The organism is Acetivibrio saccincola (assembly GCF_002844395.1).
Taxonomy (GTDB): domain Bacteria; phylum Bacillota; class Clostridia; order Acetivibrionales; family Acetivibrionaceae; genus Herbivorax; species Herbivorax saccincola.
The window spans coordinates 1,330,329-1,347,442 of sequence record NZ_CP025197.1 but is presented as its reverse complement, the minus strand read 5'-3'; the positions used below and the strand labels follow the sequence as shown (position 1 = coordinate 1,347,442).

At 31.8% G+C, this 17,114-nt stretch carries 19 protein-coding genes and 1 pseudogene; 5 read left to right on the top strand and 15 right to left on the bottom strand.

Annotated features, from left to right (window positions below; genetic code table 11):
- Positions 1-258: 258 nt before the first annotated feature.
- Both HVS_RS06025 and HVS_RS06020 read right to left on the bottom strand, forming a co-directional pair.
- Positions 259-1,146 (bottom strand): AraC family transcriptional regulator, encoded by an 888-nt coding sequence (locus HVS_RS06025; protein ID WP_101300194.1) that lies wholly within the window; start codon positions 1,144-1,146, stop codon positions 259-261.
- Between the two features lie 41 nt (positions 1,147-1,187).
- A complete protein-coding gene (locus HVS_RS06020) occupies positions 1,188-1,763 on the bottom strand; it encodes a DUF5698 domain-containing protein (protein ID WP_101304095.1) in 576 nt (191 codons plus the stop codon).
- A gap of 391 nt (positions 1,764-2,154) precedes the next feature.
- On the opposite strand from HVS_RS06020, the gene HVS_RS06015 reads away from it, so the two are divergent.
- On the top strand, positions 2,155-3,117 hold the full coding sequence (locus HVS_RS06015) for an alpha/beta hydrolase (RefSeq protein WP_101300192.1): 963 nt from the start codon (positions 2,155-2,157) through the stop codon (positions 3,115-3,117).
- A gap of 110 nt (positions 3,118-3,227) precedes the next feature.
- Here HVS_RS06015 and HVS_RS06010 read toward each other — a convergent pair whose 3' ends face one another.
- From HVS_RS06010 to HVS_RS05990, 5 genes are all read right to left on the bottom strand, one after another.
- Positions 3,228-3,719 carry a flagellar protein FlgN gene (locus tag HVS_RS06010; RefSeq protein WP_101300189.1) on the bottom strand — a complete coding sequence of 164 codons (492 nt, stop codon included), beginning with the start codon at positions 3,717-3,719 and terminating at the stop codon, positions 3,228-3,230.
- A 16-nt stretch (positions 3,720-3,735) separates the two neighbouring features.
- On the bottom strand, positions 3,736-4,134 hold the full coding sequence (fliS, locus tag HVS_RS06005) for a flagellar export chaperone FliS (protein ID WP_101300186.1): 399 nt from the start codon (positions 4,132-4,134) through the stop codon (positions 3,736-3,738).
- 120 nt (positions 4,135-4,254) lie between these two features.
- Positions 4,255-6,180, bottom strand: a complete 1,926-nt coding sequence (gene fliD / locus HVS_RS06000) for a flagellar filament capping protein FliD (RefSeq protein WP_101300182.1) — start codon at positions 6,178-6,180, stop codon at positions 4,255-4,257.
- Between the two features lie 4 nt (positions 6,181-6,184).
- A complete protein-coding gene (locus HVS_RS05995) occupies positions 6,185-6,559 on the bottom strand; it encodes a flagellar protein FlaG (RefSeq protein WP_101300180.1) in 375 nt (124 codons plus the stop codon).
- 305 nt (positions 6,560-6,864) lie between these two features.
- The gene (locus HVS_RS05990) at positions 6,865-7,251 is read right to left on the bottom strand and encodes a DUF8042 domain-containing protein (protein ID WP_101300176.1); all 387 of its coding nucleotides are present in this window, start codon (positions 7,249-7,251) and stop codon (positions 6,865-6,867) included.
- Positions 7,252-7,781: 530 nt separating this feature from the next.
- Between HVS_RS05990 and HVS_RS05985 the strand changes: the two genes are divergently transcribed.
- From HVS_RS05985 to HVS_RS17135, 4 genes are all read left to right on the top strand, one after another.
- On the top strand, positions 7,782-8,468 hold the full coding sequence (locus tag HVS_RS05985) for a hypothetical protein (protein WP_101300174.1): 687 nt from the start codon (positions 7,782-7,784) through the stop codon (positions 8,466-8,468).
- A complete protein-coding gene (locus HVS_RS05980) occupies positions 8,468-8,815 on the top strand; it encodes a hypothetical protein (protein WP_101300172.1) in 348 nt (115 codons plus the stop codon). The genes HVS_RS05985 and HVS_RS05980 overlap by 1 nt, the downstream gene beginning before the upstream one ends.
- A 323-nt stretch (positions 8,816-9,138) precedes the next feature.
- Positions 9,139-9,291: a hypothetical protein gene (locus HVS_RS05975; protein WP_159063404.1), complete on the top strand. Its 153-nt coding sequence runs from the start codon at positions 9,139-9,141 to the stop codon at positions 9,289-9,291.
- A 94-nt stretch (positions 9,292-9,385) separates the two neighbouring features.
- Complete coding sequence (locus HVS_RS17135) at positions 9,386-9,835, top strand: reverse transcriptase domain-containing protein (RefSeq protein ID WP_328587522.1); 450 nt, start codon at positions 9,386-9,388, stop codon at positions 9,833-9,835.
- A gap of 777 nt (positions 9,836-10,612) precedes the next feature.
- On the opposite strand, the gene HVS_RS17130 is transcribed toward HVS_RS17135, so the two are convergent.
- From HVS_RS17130 to HVS_RS05935, 8 genes and pseudogenes are all read right to left on the bottom strand, one after another.
- On the bottom strand, positions 10,613-10,789 hold the full coding sequence (locus HVS_RS17130) for a hypothetical protein (protein WP_242971697.1): 177 nt from the start codon (positions 10,787-10,789) through the stop codon (positions 10,613-10,615).
- A 2-nt stretch (positions 10,790-10,791) separates the two neighbouring features.
- Positions 10,792-11,028, bottom strand: a complete 237-nt coding sequence (locus HVS_RS17125) for a hypothetical protein (RefSeq protein ID WP_242971601.1) — start codon at positions 11,026-11,028, stop codon at positions 10,792-10,794.
- A gap of 101 nt (positions 11,029-11,129) precedes the next feature.
- Entirely contained in the window at positions 11,130-11,849 is a 720-nt protein-coding gene (locus HVS_RS17120; protein WP_235827417.1) for a hypothetical protein, read from the bottom strand.
- Positions 11,850-11,898: 49 nt separating this feature from the next.
- Positions 11,899-12,492: a hypothetical protein gene (locus HVS_RS05955; protein WP_101298571.1), complete on the bottom strand. Its 594-nt coding sequence runs from the start codon at positions 12,490-12,492 to the stop codon at positions 11,899-11,901.
- Positions 12,493-12,627: 135 nt separating this feature from the next.
- Positions 12,628-12,897 (bottom strand): ribonuclease HI, encoded by a 270-nt coding sequence (locus tag HVS_RS05950; RefSeq protein ID WP_101300166.1) that lies wholly within the window; start codon positions 12,895-12,897, stop codon positions 12,628-12,630.
- A gap of 238 nt (positions 12,898-13,135) precedes the next feature.
- The gene (locus HVS_RS05945; RefSeq protein WP_101300162.1) at positions 13,136-14,254 is read right to left on the bottom strand and encodes a hypothetical protein; all 1,119 of its coding nucleotides are present in this window, start codon (positions 14,252-14,254) and stop codon (positions 13,136-13,138) included.
- Positions 14,255-14,302: 48 nt separating this feature from the next.
- The gene (locus HVS_RS05940; protein WP_101300160.1) at positions 14,303-15,040 is read right to left on the bottom strand and encodes a DUF6602 domain-containing protein; all 738 of its coding nucleotides are present in this window, start codon (positions 15,038-15,040) and stop codon (positions 14,303-14,305) included.
- A gap of 633 nt (positions 15,041-15,673) precedes the next feature.
- Positions 15,674-17,113: pseudogene (locus tag HVS_RS05935) on the bottom strand (ISLre2 family transposase).
- Position 17,114 lies beyond the last annotated feature (1 nt).

Here is a 17,114-nt window from a genome sequence, read left to right as displayed (position 1 = left end):
TCCTGCAGTATTTGACATAATTTAGAATTTCAAAGTTTTTACTTAATGTATATTTGCTTATTTTATGCAAACACTGCCAAACACAATTATAACATAAAAGATAAAAAAATAAGAAGCTTTTATATATTTTTTTACAGCCTCAAAAATTACACTTTTTATAAGCCAAAAAGAAAAAAATTAAACTTTTAAAAATAGATAAGAAGAAAATCATTAAAATTTATAAAAATAAAAGTATTGGACATGAAAAAATTTTAGTTATCAACAAAAGCTCTTCCTATACTGAAGGGGGGTTTTTTGGGTATATTTTTTGAATATATCATTAAATCTCTGCTGATTAGAAAAACCTACACTTAGAGCAATATCACTTATTTTAGCATCTGTTTCCCTTAATAATTCCTTTGCTCTTTCAACCCTGACATTTAAAAGATAGTTTATAGGGCTTACCCCCATTTCTTCCTTAAACGCCCTGGTAAAATAGCTTGTGCTTAAAAATACATACTTAGAAATATCCGTTAGGGAAATATCCCTTTCGTAATTATTATTTATATAATTAACAGCTGCCTGTATAAGCTCTTTTAATTTGGGACTTTTATTTTTTATACTGTTTTCCCACTCCATTTTTAATGCCCTGGATATTAATACGAAAAGCTCTAAAACAAGAAGATAATTTAAAAATTCACTTCCAATTTCAGGATTTTCCCTCTCTTTTAGTATTCTGTTTAGCAAATTGATTATTTCATTTTTGTGGCTGACTTTTAAAGATATAAAACGTCCCCATTCTTTTTTGTTTACAAAGTTTAGAAAATCTTCCAATGAAACTTCCGCAAACTGATTGTCAAATTTATTTTCAAACCCGAAATTTAAAACGATAAATTCACAGCCTGCCTGGGACTTTACTTCAAATTTATGATACTGCCTTGGCTTTATTATAATGATGTTGTTAGGTCCTATTTCAACAGAAGTTCCTGAAATTTCAAATACAGCATTCCCTTTTTTAACATAAACCATCTCAAAAAACTCATGAATATTAGGCTCCATGTGCCAGCTGGTATCATGGAATCTTTTAATAGATTTTACTATTACAGGTATAAAAGTTGCTGATTCCAGCACACTTTCCCATGCCTTTGGCAAAATATCCTTACCCACTTCTAAACCACTTCCCGTTTTGCATTTGATACAGCCTGCTTTTATTTCTTCCCAATTCTTCTGTGAAACCTGTCAATTCCAAATTTGTTCTTCAAATTGTAGGGTATTGCCTCTTTAGTCCTAAACACACCTAAGTTTACTTTTTTAGCATCCTCAATGGAGTAAAATACCTTTGAGTCACAGCTTTCTATTATATCAATAGCATCGTCCAGTTCCTTACGCTTCATAATAGAGTATATTATTTTTACTGCCCCAGTCTTTCCCTGGGCATCAACAGTGGTAACCCCGAATCCCGCTTCAGATAAGCGTCTTTGTATCTGGCATTGATCCTTCATAACTATAATCCGGACTACCACCACTCCTATTGCAAGCTTTTCCTCAATAATCATCCCCACCAAAGTTCCCGTTGCAAAACCGCCTGCATATGCTATATACGAAAAAATACTTCCTAAATTCTGCATCACCTGGCCAATAACAATAATCCAAATTAAAGCTTCAAAAAAACCTAAGATAGGTGCAAGAAATTTTTTTCCCCTTGAAACAAAAATAATCCTTATTGTTGCCATGGAAACGTCCAAAACTCTTGCTACAAAAATGAACAGGGGAAGAATTACCATTGCATAAGTACTCTGACTAAAAAATTCTTTTAAAATAACCACCAACTCCTAAGTAAATGAGTTTTAAAAAAGTTTTGATATTTATAAATAATATAGTTTATATTTATAATAAAGTCAACTTAAGTGAAAATCATTATTTAACTGCAATTATTAAACTATCATCACTAAACTATAGTTAATGCTATAATCATTAAGCTATAGTTAATTATATAAAAATTAATTATACAAAAAAAATCAAACAAAGCTTTACTATTTACCAAAAAGAAAATATAATAAAGTATATAATTATTTTTATTTTCAGATAAAAATCAGCTATTGAATAGTTTAAATAGCTTTAAATGGATTAAACAGTTTTAAATAATTTAAATACATTAAGATTGGGGATGTTTTTGTGAGGATTTCTGGAATAAGTTACACACAACGTAAAAGACAGGTGCCCAAAAAATTGATTTTAGTGGTGATATTGTTAATAACCTTAACCGCTTTAATTATATCCATTATTTCCATAAAAACAGCAATGACTTTAACAAAGCCTGAAAGGTCGGAATTACCTGTTTTTTCAGCGAATATTGTTCCTGAATATGACAGCATATCTTTTAGGGATATAAATAATGAAGTTACTTTAAAAGGTTGGTTTTTCATCTCTCCCGAAAGCAATAAAACAATTATCCTGGCCCACGGCTACGGTTCCAACAGACTTCCCTTTGGAGAAGATACAATTGGACTTATAAAAAGTTTTCTAAATGAAGGGTATAATCTTATGACCTTTGATTTCAGAAACTCCGGGGAATCCGAAGGAGATGTTACATCTGTAGGCTATTTTGAAAAATCCGATTTACTTGGTGCCATTGAATATGCTAAAAAAAGAGGTTCTGATGAAATAGTGCTTTTAGGTTTTTCCATGGGAGCCTCAACTGCTATTCTGGCAGCTGCTGAAAGCCAGGACGTGGATGCAGTAATAGCAGACAGTCCATTTTCTGATCTTACTTCGTACCTGGATGAAAACCTTAGCGTATGGAGTAATTTACCTTCTTTTTTTAACAAAACCACACTATTTACTATGAAACTTCTAACGGGTGTGGATACTAAGGATGTAAGCCCTGTAAATGAAATAGGCAAAATTTATCCAAGACCTGTGCTGCTTATTCACAGCACAGACGACGAATTAATTCCCGTAAAGCACAGCTATATTCTAAAAGAAGCTTCAGGTGATAACGTGGAACTTTGGGAAACGTCCGGGGCAAGCCATATCAAGACTTATAAAGAATACCCTGATGAATACATAAAAAAAGTACTAGATTTTATAAATAACAGTATTAAAGGGGAAGATATTGAAGATGCTGAGAACTCATAAACTTTAGTAGATTCGGAAATTTCATAAAATTCAGAAAATCATAATATTTTGATAAATCATCTTATAAATCATAACATTCAAAAAAGAATCAGAAGAAGCAGACTTTTCATCTACTTCTTCTGATCAATAAAATATGATACTGCGTTAGTTTCTGAATCTCTGCTATAGACGTTGCTGGCTTTCTTCCCTTGATTTATTTTCCTTATCTTGCTACTTAAATCCTCTAGTGTTTCCTTTACTTTTTTATTGTTTTCCTTTTCTAACCTACTTATTTCTTGAAGGGTCTTTTTTATACTACTTATCACTTCCTGAAGTTCCCTGGTGTTTTTTGTATTTAGTGTTTCCAGGTTTTCCAAACTTTTGACCCCGTACTTTTCTTTAATTTTTTCATAATATGCATAAAACTCTTCGTCGTTTTTATTTATTTCATCAATTATTTTCTGCTTATCATCCAATAATTTCCCAAGACTCTCTATGCCTTCTTCCTCTATTGCTTTTGCCTGGGCTCTGGTTAAGGTGAGTATATCTTCAAGCTTTTTTTGTTTTTCCACTGAAATTTCTATAAGTCTTTCAATATAATTTTCAGTTTGTTGGTTTTCCATTGTATGCCTCTCCTATTTAGCCGCTTTTGGCGGTTTTATTTTTTTGTCTTGCAATTTTCATAGCCTGCTCCCATGTATTTCTAAGCTCTTTTGCCATCACTAAAACTTCTTCAACAATTGAAACATCCTTCTTTATATTTGCCTCTAAAAGCTGCCTGTACATATAATCATACAGTAAATCCAATTGCTCTGCTATCTCATAATTCATGTCCAAAGTTCCTCTAAACTCTGCAACGATATTCTGGGCTTTTATTATTGCTGTATTTGATTTTTCAATATTATTCTCATTTAAAGCTATCTGTGCCTGCATTAAAAATTTTACAAGCCCATTGTACAACATAAGAGTCAGTTCTTCACTACTTGCTGTATACACTGTGTTTTCTTTATACTGTCCATACGGGTTATTACTTATCATTTTATTACCCCTCCAAGTTTCCATTATAAAAATATTTACAAACCCAGCTGCTATATTAATACATAATTGTCCACTGATACCCAGCCGTTATACTAAGGTCGTTATCCTGATGCCCTGCCGTTATCCTAAACCAAGCTGCTGCATAAGCCATACAGACTGACTTTCCATCTGGCTCAGCATTTTTTCCATAGCCGTAAATTTTCTATAATAAGCCTCCTCCTTCTGATACATAATTTCAAGCATCTTTTGGATCATGGAATCCTTTGCTTTTATTTCATCTACAATTAGATTATTAAACTCTGATGCATCTCCTACTATACCTGCCTTTTCAAGTAATATACCTTTTTTGCCGCTTGAATCCCTGGTAGTTCTTATGTTCTTTTGCAAAATATCATATATTCTCTGAGTTATACCGCTTTGATTGTAGTTTTGGACAACTTTCTCCCTGTCATTAACGGTATTTACTCCAGAATCTTCAGGTTTAGTCGTGAAAAGTTTAACCACTTCATCAAAATTATTCATAAGTGCTGATTTTAACTTAGCTTCATCAAGGGTAAGTTTACCCCTTTCATAATAAGCACCTGTTGATATGCCTATATCAAAAACACTTATAGATACTCCTTCCACTTTATCAAACAAAGCTTTTCTCATTTCATTTAATATATTAAATAGTATATTGTCGTTACTTAATAGACCCTCTTTGGCTTTTTCTTCCCACAATTCAATTTCTTTTTCTGACATAGCATCCTTTTGTTCCTTTGTAAGGGGTCTATAATCCCTGTTCTTCTTTTGATGAATCAATCCGTTTATTTCATCTAAAATCTTGTTATAGTCCTCAACCAAACCTTTAATATTTTCAACAACAGCATCTATATCATTTTTAATTTCAATTGTTACTTCCTCTTCTGAAATTTCATTTAGGGAAAACCTTACCCCGTCAATGGTAAACTGGTTACTGCTTCTTTTCATTCCTTCAACGCCGTTTAACGTAAACTCTGCATCTGTTCCCTGGGTATAGGTCCCGTCAACAATTCCTAATGCCTTTAAAAGCCCGTTTTCTTCATGGGTATCCACAAATGTAATGGATGACGCAGCACCTTCAACAGTGGATGTTAAAGTAAATTTGTCATTTAAAGAATCATACTGGATTCTTACACCGGCATCACTGTTATTTATTGCGTTCATAACATCCCTTAATGTTGCGTTTTTGTAACTTTTGCCCACATCAATAACTACATCATTTATTGTAAATACAACATTTTCCTCCGGATTATCTATAGCCAAAGTGTTTTTAAAATTATCTTTAATGCTCTCAAGACCGGATGCTAAGGATATCCTGTTGCTGGTATTATCCTCCGGCATAAAACCTAATTTCTTAAGGTCACCGGAAAATGAGGTTCCATCTGCCAGCATTAAAGTACTGCCGTTTAAAAGCACATTAAACTCCACTCTTCCGCCAGAATTGCTAACTTTCACCTTACCTGCGCCAAAAGCTTTAGACAGTGAGGCGTTTATATCTTCAATCATATGATCAATATCGCTATAATCCTTTAATTCAATTGTTTTGGTAACACCGTCTAAAGTAACATTTATTTTTCTTCCGACAAGCTGAAAATCCTCTACAGCTTCACTTGCAATTATGTTTCTGGTAATATTTGATGTGCCTTCAATTTTTGCACCTGAAGCCAGGGAATGAACCTGTATGGTGTAAACTTTGCTTTCTGCCGCCGAACCTGCAACAGCTGTTACCGCTTTTTCATTGCTTGAACTTATATTAAATAAATTAAATGCAGATAAAGACCTGAAATTTGTTTCAGGTTTTAAAAGGTTAAAGTATTTGTCAGAAAAGGCTCTCAGCTTATTTGTAACATCCCTGTACATATCCCTTTTCCACTCTAAAATCTGCTTGTCCTGCTCGACTTTGTCCACTTTCATTTTTTCAATGTACATTAATTGTTCTATCATATATCCTGTATCTACTCCTGATACAAGACCTGAAAATCTCAATCTGCTGTATTCCGTGTTGTAGATACCATATAAAGACATAGTTCTACCTCCTCTCGTCCACCAATATGCCGGCTAATTCCCACATTTTTGCTACCATGTCTAAAATTTTTTCAGAAGGAATTTCCCTTATAACTTCTTTTGTTTCTGTATTAATAACCTTAACTAATATTTCCTTTGTTCCCTCATGTATTGAAAATTCCAACTGGGTTCGAGCTCCTATAATCGCCTTGTTTGCCTTTTCAATAGCATCAATGATTTCCTTAGCTGTAACGTCAGAATAATTTTGGCCCTCATCTTTTGTGACTTTTTGTACATTATTATTTTCTAAACTGGTTTTCTTTACACCAAGGGTATTTTGAACTGTATTTTGTGTGTTTTTTAATTGCATTAAAGAAGCATCCATGCTATCAATTCTCATAAAAAATCCCTCCGTGATATTTCCTTCATATCTATTATCGGAATTTCACTACACATAGTTTACAATTAATTTCAGTGCTTTATTTCAAGGTATACGGCAGTTTTTATTAAAAAAATTTTAATTTGTTTTTAAAAAATAAGAGAGTTCTTATTTAATATAAAAACTCCCTTAAAGTGTCAAATTATTATTGGGTTTTTGTTAAGTCTTTACCGAGGTTTTTATTTACGGGGGTTTTTATTTACGGGTTTTTTTACTTATTGAAATTAATCATTTAAAATTAATTAATCAAAATCAATTACTCAAAATTAGTTGCTTAAAATATCTGTACTTACATTGAAAATAGATAAAGATCTTTCAACCTCAGCTTTCCAGTCTGAAAATATGGGAAGCATCTCATTTTGTATATGTTCTTCTAAATTTGAAGCAACTTCACTTTCATAATTCTCCACTACTTTGCTCATACAGTCTTTAATTTTAGCTGTAAGAACGTCTATCTGACTGTCTGGTAGCATTTCCTGCATGTTTTTAATTGCCTTTTCAATACATATAATTCCATGCATTGTATCTTCTAAAACCGTCCTGGCTTCTTCATAACGAAGTTCGGACAATCTCTTTTGTATATGATTAATTCCTTTTTCCATTGTCTGAAGCAGTGGGAAAATGTGTTTTACAACCTGGATATTTTTGTCCATTATACTCAACCTCCCTTTGTCTTTCCCATAATATTTTTTAATTAAGTTAATTATGGTAAGACTTTTACGGAAATATTTTGTTTAATTGCATTTTTTACTATATCGGTAAATTTCCACTGCTTCCTTACCACTTTTTTAAAATAATTTTTTTATCTTATAAAAGTTAATATGAGATTGTATTCCCTATATAGAAAATTTTTGATAAAATATGCATAAATAATATAGAAAGAAGGGAGAGGAAAAGCAGGGAATGTCATACAAAGTCACTGTGGGGAAATACCATTCTAGAGAAATGTATTGAAAATGTTCAGTATAATGTTTCTACTCCAAATGATTACATATTTACTTCTAGATGTAATAATAAAAATTTAGTAAAAATAACAGGATATATTGACACTGAAGAGAGAACTATAGCACTATATGAATGGGCATTACTTCCAGCAACCAATCCTGACTGTTATAAAGAAATAACTATAGAACATTATAAATCAGAAAAATTGTTAAGAAAGGTTATACTTTCGAAGGCATTTGTGGTAAAATATACTGAAAGTTATTCCAGCGACGAAGGTGTAGGTACTTTTACCATTCATATAAAGCCGCTGTACGGACAAGAAATTGAAGTTTTATGTGAAGCGCCATCCGCAACTTACAATGCAAATTCAACTCCTCTACCTGAGTTGGAAGAAGAAACGAAAAATAAGATAATCGTTGAACAAAAACAGAATACTGTCGATCTGATGACAACAAAAAGCATAACAAGTAATTCGGATTCAAAAATGGTATGTGCACCCTTTACTGAATATGGAACTATACTGAGTAAAGATGAAGCTGCGGAAGATGAGAGTTTACGGAATGTACATAGAATAATAAAGAAAATTTTGGAAGAAGGACCAGAATGGAAATCACAGGAAGCATTAGAACGACATCTTAAAAAAAGAATCCAGAGGGATCAAGTCCCTTCCAATTGGACGGTTATTGACTATAATAACAAAATAATAGAGGTTTGTAGTAATCCGGACAGTTGCATTTATGAATATTATCAAGAAGAATTTGATCAAAAATATTATATATTTGGGGATGGGGATTGGATTGTAATGGTTGGTGAAAATGGTATTATGGAGACAACTTTTCCACCAGATACAATGACATATTCGGATTACCTGAATGAACATTTAAAAGTTGAATTTATTGGAAAGATTGGAGATGTGTATAAATAATGATTGATAACAAAATGAAAATTAAAGATTATGGTTATGATGTTAGTCAAGTTCTAGATGTTAGTCCATTTGAATATATTGATACATTTGCGTGTAGGAGTTATTTGACAGATATATTCTATTCTTTGGATGATGAGGATAAAGCTATATTGAAAGAATATGATAAAAAGCTTTTATTAAGGGCGGAGGAATTTTATAATTATTTAAAACCAATATATCGTTGGGGAAGTAGTGAAAAGCCTTATACGCATTGGTGGTGGCACTTGGATAAAGTAATATCAGGCGAGTTAAACGTAGATATTGAACAATGGAAAGTTGAAATAAATGGGGAAACTATGAGCATTTAATCCTGATACATAAATCCTTTTTTCTGAAAATTAACCGTCCAATAGATTTCAAAAGGAAATATAAATTATTTTGTGGTGCGGCCGGGCAAGGCCGTGGAGTACAGCGGGTGGAAACCCCGCCGAGGAAACCTTAAGCCGAGGAACTAGTAGCAAGTCTTGGAGTATCAGTAGCGATATTGATGCTTAAGCGTAGACAGTTAGGCAGTAGGTCCGAAGTCCGCAAGGGCGAGTGATTGAACCTCGAAAATTTTACAAAGTCGGGAAGGCCGACTGGCTCACAAACCAGGAAGGCAGGATTGCATCAAGCGTTAACGGCGAGCGTGATGTGGCTTCCCCGAGGTCAAAGAGCCGGGCATACTGTACAAAGACTCCACGGTAACCCGGGAGACCCTGACGATTCTTGCGAAAGCAAGTATGATGTACAACCGATAAAAAGGAAGGAAGTCAAAAGATTGTCAGGGAGTCGGATAACCTAATAGTATTAATGATGCTGGGTAATGCCGGAGGAGAAAAGGAGGTTACGTACAATCGCTCTTGTTAAGGAAACATTAACTACACACAGGGGTAGGGATTGATGGAAACGAAATAAGCCGTCTAAAAACACATAGTTATAAACCACAACCCGCAAGAAGAACATATATACCGAAAGCGAATGGGAAAGAACTAAGGCCACTGGGCATAGCTGCATACGAGGACAAGATAGTACAGATGGGACTTGCAAGAATACTGGAAGCAATCTATGAGCAAGATTTTCTTGACTTTTCTTATGGTTTCAGACCAAACAGGAGCGGTCATGATGCGCTGAGAGCAATAAACAAAACAATTATAAAAGATAAGATAAACTATATAGTTGATGCAGATATAAAAGGATTCTTCAACAACGTTGACCATGAATGGATGATGAAGTTTATAGGACACAGGATAGCGGACCCAAACATAAAAAGGCTGATAGTGAGATTTCTAAAAGCAGGGATAATGGAGAGAGGTAGATTTGAAGCAACAGACAAGGGTACAGCCTAGGGTTCAGTAGTTTCACCGATATTGGCAAACATATATCTTCATTATGTGCTTATGGTTTGAGAAAGTGATAAAGAAAAGGAGCAAAGGGGAAGTTTTTATTATCCGTTATTGTAAATTTTCAAATTAAATTAGATAATATTTTCAAATTATTTTAGGTCAATTTTACCACAAATTAGTGAATATTTTCAAATTAAAATAGGAACGCGATAATCAAATTTTCAAATTCCAGTAGGATTCAAAATAAAATTTGGAAAAATAAGTATTGCATAACACTTTCAAATTTGTATAATAAAAATGAGCAGATTAACTGCTCTTAAAATTTTAATCAAAATATTGATAATAGAAAACTTTTAAGTATAAATTCAATAAGTTTACAACATTTATTACTTAAACGGTTTATAACCGTTGTACTAAGGCTGCCGGTTAAAGATAAAAGTATTTTAGATATCAAAGTCTTTTTGTCCTTGGTATACGATTTCTTCATCTACATGCTTTTGCTTTATTGAACAAGCATACATAAGGCTTGAGGTTGCAAGACTGTTAACAAGGCGGGGTACGCCTTTTGATGCAGAATAAATAGCTTCAATTGCAGCCTGGGTATATAGTACAAAGACATTATTGCTTGTTGTATCTGATGAAACATTGTAACCTTCTTATGTGAAGGCACTTCTCCTAAAGATATTAAAAGACCCCGGTAAAAATCCATAACGGTAACTGTTGAGAGAGAAAAATAGCAGGGTTTGTAAAGTCCCGGATTTAACCCGGCTGAAAATTTTCTTAAGGCGGTGGATTTCCCATTCCCGGTTCACCGACTAAAAGAAACATTCCCCGGATGTTTTGAATATATTTAAATCTTGAATTTAATTCCTTAATATCTTCACTTTCATAAACATCAGAAATATCAATTTCTTTTCCAAAAGGATTGTATTTTAGTCCAAAAAACTGTCTGAACATAATTATTTCTCTCCTTCCATAATTGTTTTAAATGAAATTGTTTGTTTTGATTTAGGCATGTCAGCATGTGTTACAGATACTTCGTTATTTTGTAAATCCACTATTAACTCAGAATTTTTAGGTCTGCCCCTTCGTTTCATATGGGCATTGTCATGAAAATTAACCTGCAAGGCTTCACCGATTTTCTTGCCTTCATAGTATATGAATACCGGCTCTTCTAAACTCTTAATTTTATTCATATTAAGTTGGGATAAAAATCTTTTTCTAACTGTTAAAAAGAACCTTTCTATTTTTCCCCGGCTATGTGCAACAAAGGGTTTCGAATGTATAAGAGCGCATCCTACGTCCGCGCACATAAATTCAAACTGCTGTGAACGGTAAATCTTCCCATTGTCCGTATAGAGCAGGGAAGGTATGCCTCTTCCTGTATGTAAGGTCCATACATTAAATCCCCATACCACAACTCATTTATATATTGATGTGCAAATCTTTTAATTTCTTTTTTCTCTTCAGTTTCATAAATGCTTTCATGATTTGAAAATTTTAAAAACCTGTATAGTGTGGTAAGTGATATTTGCCCTTCTTTTAATATGCCTTTTTTTATTAGTTTATCATAGATGATTGTAGTAGGCGCTTTAGGATATTTTCTTTTCGTCTCAAGGATTTTTTCAGCAAGTTCTGTATCTATTTTTCTACAATTACCCCTGTCTTTCCGGTATCCGGGTTTTAATGCATCCAATCCTCCACGCATGTAATCACAGTACCAGGACTCTATTGTTTTAGGTGAATATTTTCTTATGCCATAGTGTGGCATTTCTACGGGTTTTGATGAAATTTGAGCATAATAGTCCTTACGATTATTCACTTGTCCATTTAGGATCGGACTTATCAGTGAAAATCTTTTTAACGCAATGGCATTTCTTACCTCTTCACTTAACATATTCCTGACCTCCTGTTGCATTTTTAGGAAGCCATGACCGGTCAGGCTGTTCTTTACCACGGATGTTACCATAGTTATTTGCTCAAGTAAAGGAAAATATGGTGTTGCGGTTGATTTCATTAAAAATTTTTCATAAGACGCTTTTTAAAATCCTATTTTAATGTTATAATCATGCTGCAAGAAATGTTTTAGCGGTAGCTTGATAGTATTTTTGAGAGAATAGTTGAATGTTGGGGAATTCTCTTACTACTATTGCTAAAACGTTTCTTGCTTTTTCTGTGTTTCCAAGAGTTTCATCCGGTAATTTCACTTTGTGTATTATTTGTCTTAATCCATTTTGTATTGTATTGAGATTTTTAATGAATTTTTTTCTGTAATAGTATAGAATTTGCCTTGAAAACTGTACGTTGTTTTTTAGATTTAGTTGTTTTATAACTGAATTAATACTACCTTTACGATAAAATAAATTATATATGTATTCAAAAATATGATTTATTGCATTAATAAATCCGGGTAAACAAAAGTTAGGAATATATGATATGGTGCATCCACATAGAGGACATATATAGCGTCTGATTACTATTTTCCCTTTATATTCTTTTGAGTAATAATATCTTTCATAGAAGCCATGTTTGCGGAAACTAACTAATTTATTGCATTTTGGATTGTGACATCTTTTAGTTGGTGGCGGTGGAAAAGGATAATTTCTCCCAAGTTTAATATATTCATGAATTCCTTCATGAACATTGAAGATATATTGCATTTTTACATCACCCTCCGCAATATATTATAAAAAATAATCCTACTGTAAAGTGAAAATATTTTTTCAAATTGCGGTAGGGTTAAAAATTTTTTTCACCTATTTTAATGTGATAAAATAAGGGTAGATTTACCTAAATTAAAATGAAAATCTACATTCTACTATGGAAATTTCATCTGTTACAACCTCTATTTTTTTATTTTCAAGACTCATATCAATATTCAATAAATATTGCAGTGCATGTATTATAGCCTGTAATTCTGCTTGTATATTTTTTTTACACTTTAGATTTGTATATCCAAGTATTTTATTTTTACCAGGATTAATTATTAAAAAACTAATTCCTGCTTTGCTTTTCTTAAAAGAACCATCTGTATATATTTTTATATTTTTCATATATTCATCCATATACCTTTAATAAAAATTCCTTTCTCTTATTAAACTATTTAATAAGAGAATACCATTAAAATTACACAATTACAACGAAAATCATCCAATATTTTAATATATCTGTGTTATTCTGTGTTATTCTCAATTTTTCTTACAATAACACCTAATAACATTATTTTCGTTTTTCTTAATATATAGAACATATAAAAACTCCATTATCTTAAATAATATAACGGAGTTTCTAATATAATGTTTATTAATCTGATATTATTTCCTTATTCTCAATCTTGACCACATCTTGCAGCCTCTGTTTAGCCAAATTATAATTCAGTTCAAATCTCAATTCATTTAAATACTCCGGTAAATTCTTCGTTGGGAAAATGGCTTTCCAGATTTCTCTGCTAATTTGCAATGTTAATATTGATGTTTTATGGGCTTTTTCTATCCACTCGTCTGGTTTTCTCCAAATGCTCTCTTTACTAGGCGAAAAATGGACGGAAGAATTCCTTAATTTTTTTATTTCATCAAAAAATAATCTATAATCATTTGATGTTCTTTTCTTTTTATTTATTTTTAGTACAACTGTTTTATCCTCTCTTATTATTTGCTGTAGCCTTTCAATTTTCTCCTCAATGGAAAGAAAATCGTTAGGCTTGTTGCTTTCTCTTCCTAATAAATTATTTTTTTGAATATTTGTTAACCTATCTATATTTCTGCAATAGTAATCATAACCAATACTATTAATAAATGCTTCAAAAAATGAATAAAAACTTATTATCGATAACCTACTATAAGTTGCCACAGTTTGATTAGTATTTGATAGTGCTCTAAAAATATACTGATTTTCTTTATTTTTTTCATTTTGTTTTACAAAATTACTATATTCATGCATTTTATTAAAGGTATCTTCTGCTTTTACCAAAAGATAGAAAGCATCTCTTAATAAAAACTCCTCTTCTACACTAATATTCCCTGCGTGAATTCCTAGTCCAATTTTTGTTTGGTATGGTAAATAATTAGGATAAGGCAATTTTAAGTAATTAAATATCTCAATTAACCAGCCGTATTCTACACCCTTTGAATAAACATTATTATTACCCCTAAAAAAATTATTAAATTCGGTTGCAATAACATCTATATCCTTAATATTTTCAAATTTATCTTTATACTTTTCTATAATACTGTCTAAAAACTGGTTTACTTCATTCTCTTTTTTTGATAATTCTTCATCTGTCGAATTTATAATCCAATTATGTAATCCTTGTATCATCTCTTTGACTTCACTATTGGCAATTCCCCCATATCCTTTAGGTGTCAGAGAAAATAATAATTGAACGTATATCAATTTATTATTTAATCTATTTCTATTATCCAACCCACTTACCTCCCTACTGATTAAAAGTTAATAATTTTATAAATTAATCTATAATCTATGCTCATCTTCAAGGCTTATCTCATCCAATTTAAAACGCTCTTTTGAATCTAAAGGAAACCATGCTCTATGATTAATACTCACAGTGCCATTAGAAATGTAATCTAGTAAATTATTAATAAAATAGGCGTAGGATAAATCTTTAAGTTTATAGAAATGCCATTTTGAGCATTCTTCATTCGTAACTGGGTCGTTTGTCCAATATTTCATAAAATAATTTTTGCCTAGCACTAAATGATTAATATAAGACTTGCCGCCTACATTAGTAATTTCACTAACTCGTTCTATCAAATCTCTACAATATTCTCTTTCATAGTCATATGAAAATAACCCAATAAAACAGTTTATATCTGTTACCAATTCAGCAATTTGATTTAATTTTAATAATGTTACTCTCAAATCAGTTATATTCTGCTTAGATTTCACTTCTATTACTGCTCTAACTGAATCAGGTGTAACAAATACTAAGTCGCCATCCTTAAATAAAACAGGATATCTACTATCATACACTAAAATATCTACCTGACTAGAACATACTTCACCATTATGAATAAAACCTCTAGCAATTTTAATATGTTCAGGCATATATCTTCTTATAACATGACGTAATACCGACTCTTTTAATTCACCATCTGTTAGATAATGAGGGTCATTCATCAAAAATCTTATTCTATTTTTTGACGAACAAATCTCTTCACCTATAGACTTATAGTAATTTATTAAATCCAAATAATATCACCTCAACAAAATCATTATTTTTATAGAAATTTTTATTTTTCATCTTTACTCATGTTATATTTAATTTTACTTAATTCCATTATAATACAATTTTTAACTCTATTCTATTTAATCTCTAGATGCCGATAGCGTCAATTTATTGTAGGAAAAAGAAAAGTAGATGGCATCCCATTTTTTATTTGTGCAACTATTTCAAATAACGGTCTCTTAGTAACGAAAGTGTTTTACATCATTTTGAGCCTTATTTTCTTTTATAATTCCTCTAACTTATTGTCTATTATACCATATAACTCTTTCTTTCTATAAAGAATTCATTTTACTCAATACTTGTGACAAATTAGTACGTTTTGTTATCTATGTTCCTTCACATTTTAACGCTACTTTTAAAAGAAAAAAGTATTTCTATTGTACCATTTTCCATTTTGTCAAGGCTAAAACAAGCGGGCAAAGCCCGGCCTTGACAAGTAGTAGGGCTCCGCGGGTCATGGTACTAAAGTTTTGCTTTTTTCTTTTCTTTTTCTTTTTTTATGTTTTTTCTTTTTCTTTGTCTTTTTTCCAGATATGTATAATTCCTATTGGATAGGCTTACTTGTAAACTTTCCGTAATTTTGCTTTATTATTACCTCATCCTATCCGCATATACCTAATATACCTTAATTCTTTATATAAACCAGTTTTACACCCCTTATGAATAACAGTTAAATTACTATTCCATACACTCTCATACCTGTTTGATGACTTCTTTAATTCCTTAATTAATTTTTCCTGAATTTCTTGCCTACTAGATGCTAACTTTTTTTGTTTTTGTGCCATAACTATGTCATATACCTTACCGCCATTCTTCTTGTATATTATTAGCTTTGACATCTTTTCTACACCTTTTCTCGACCAGCCTTTAGGTCTTGAACTTAAACGGGATGAAAATACATGACTCACATGACCTTCAGCACTACAACCCACTATTCCTCTGTTTGACCTTATTTCTATACCATCCCAATTATTTAAAATATATCGCTTTGCATTTTTTATAGCCTTTATTTTATTTTCATTATCGCCTGTCTTTTCAATTATCTTTTTAAAAACCTTTGTTAGCATTTTTTTATCAGATAAATTCAAAGCCTCCTGTAAATCTTGGCTTATTGCTTCATCATTTAAATGTGTGGTCGCAACTCTTACGTATTTTTGAAGATGGTATCTATCAAGTACAAATTTACTTTTTGAAAGACAGTTAACTCCTTGCCTTATCCATGACGCCCCATCTCCTGATATATACACCGTCTCTAAAAAATCAACGTCATATTGTTTATATATGTATTCCGATACTTCAAGCCACAAATCTTCTGAATTCTTATACACTCCCCCAAAATATCGAACATTCTTTAATACTTTTCTCTTCTTATTACTTTTTTCAAAGTCAATTCCCTCATGCACATATACAAGTTTTGGCATAATTGTATTTCTCTTGCCCTTCTCATTCTGTCTCAATATACTTTTTTGTTGTAATGCTACATGGTCCTCATCGGCCTCAACATACAATATTTTTACTTCTCTTTTTATCTACTTTATTTCAGGCTCAACTATTTCAATATTATGTATTTTATTCATCACTGCTTGTTTGCTGATTTCATCAATATATGTCGCCTTTTCTCCTGCCTTTCTGTAGCTGCTGTCAGCTGCTTCATCTATTGCATTAATTACAACATCGGCACTTACTCTGTCATGTGGTTCTACACCTACAATCCTGTCGACTAGGTGTTGTCTATTACCATTTTCCTTATGCTTAAAATATGTCCTGTTATAACTTAGTGTTCCAAATGTCGTTAAAATAGCTGTTTTATCTTTTCTTATAATTTCCCAATACTGTTTCCTTATTTCACAGTTACGGAAATATTCATCCATATCTTCAAGCACTTCTTTAAGTATATCGCGTCCAAGTTTAAATAAATCTTCTTTTAGACCAAGAACAAGATCAGCTAAGTCTTTTCCTTCTTCAATAAAATTTTTTATCTTTTTTTCAATTCTTTTTACCCCAAATTCATTAAAATGTTGTATACTATTATACATA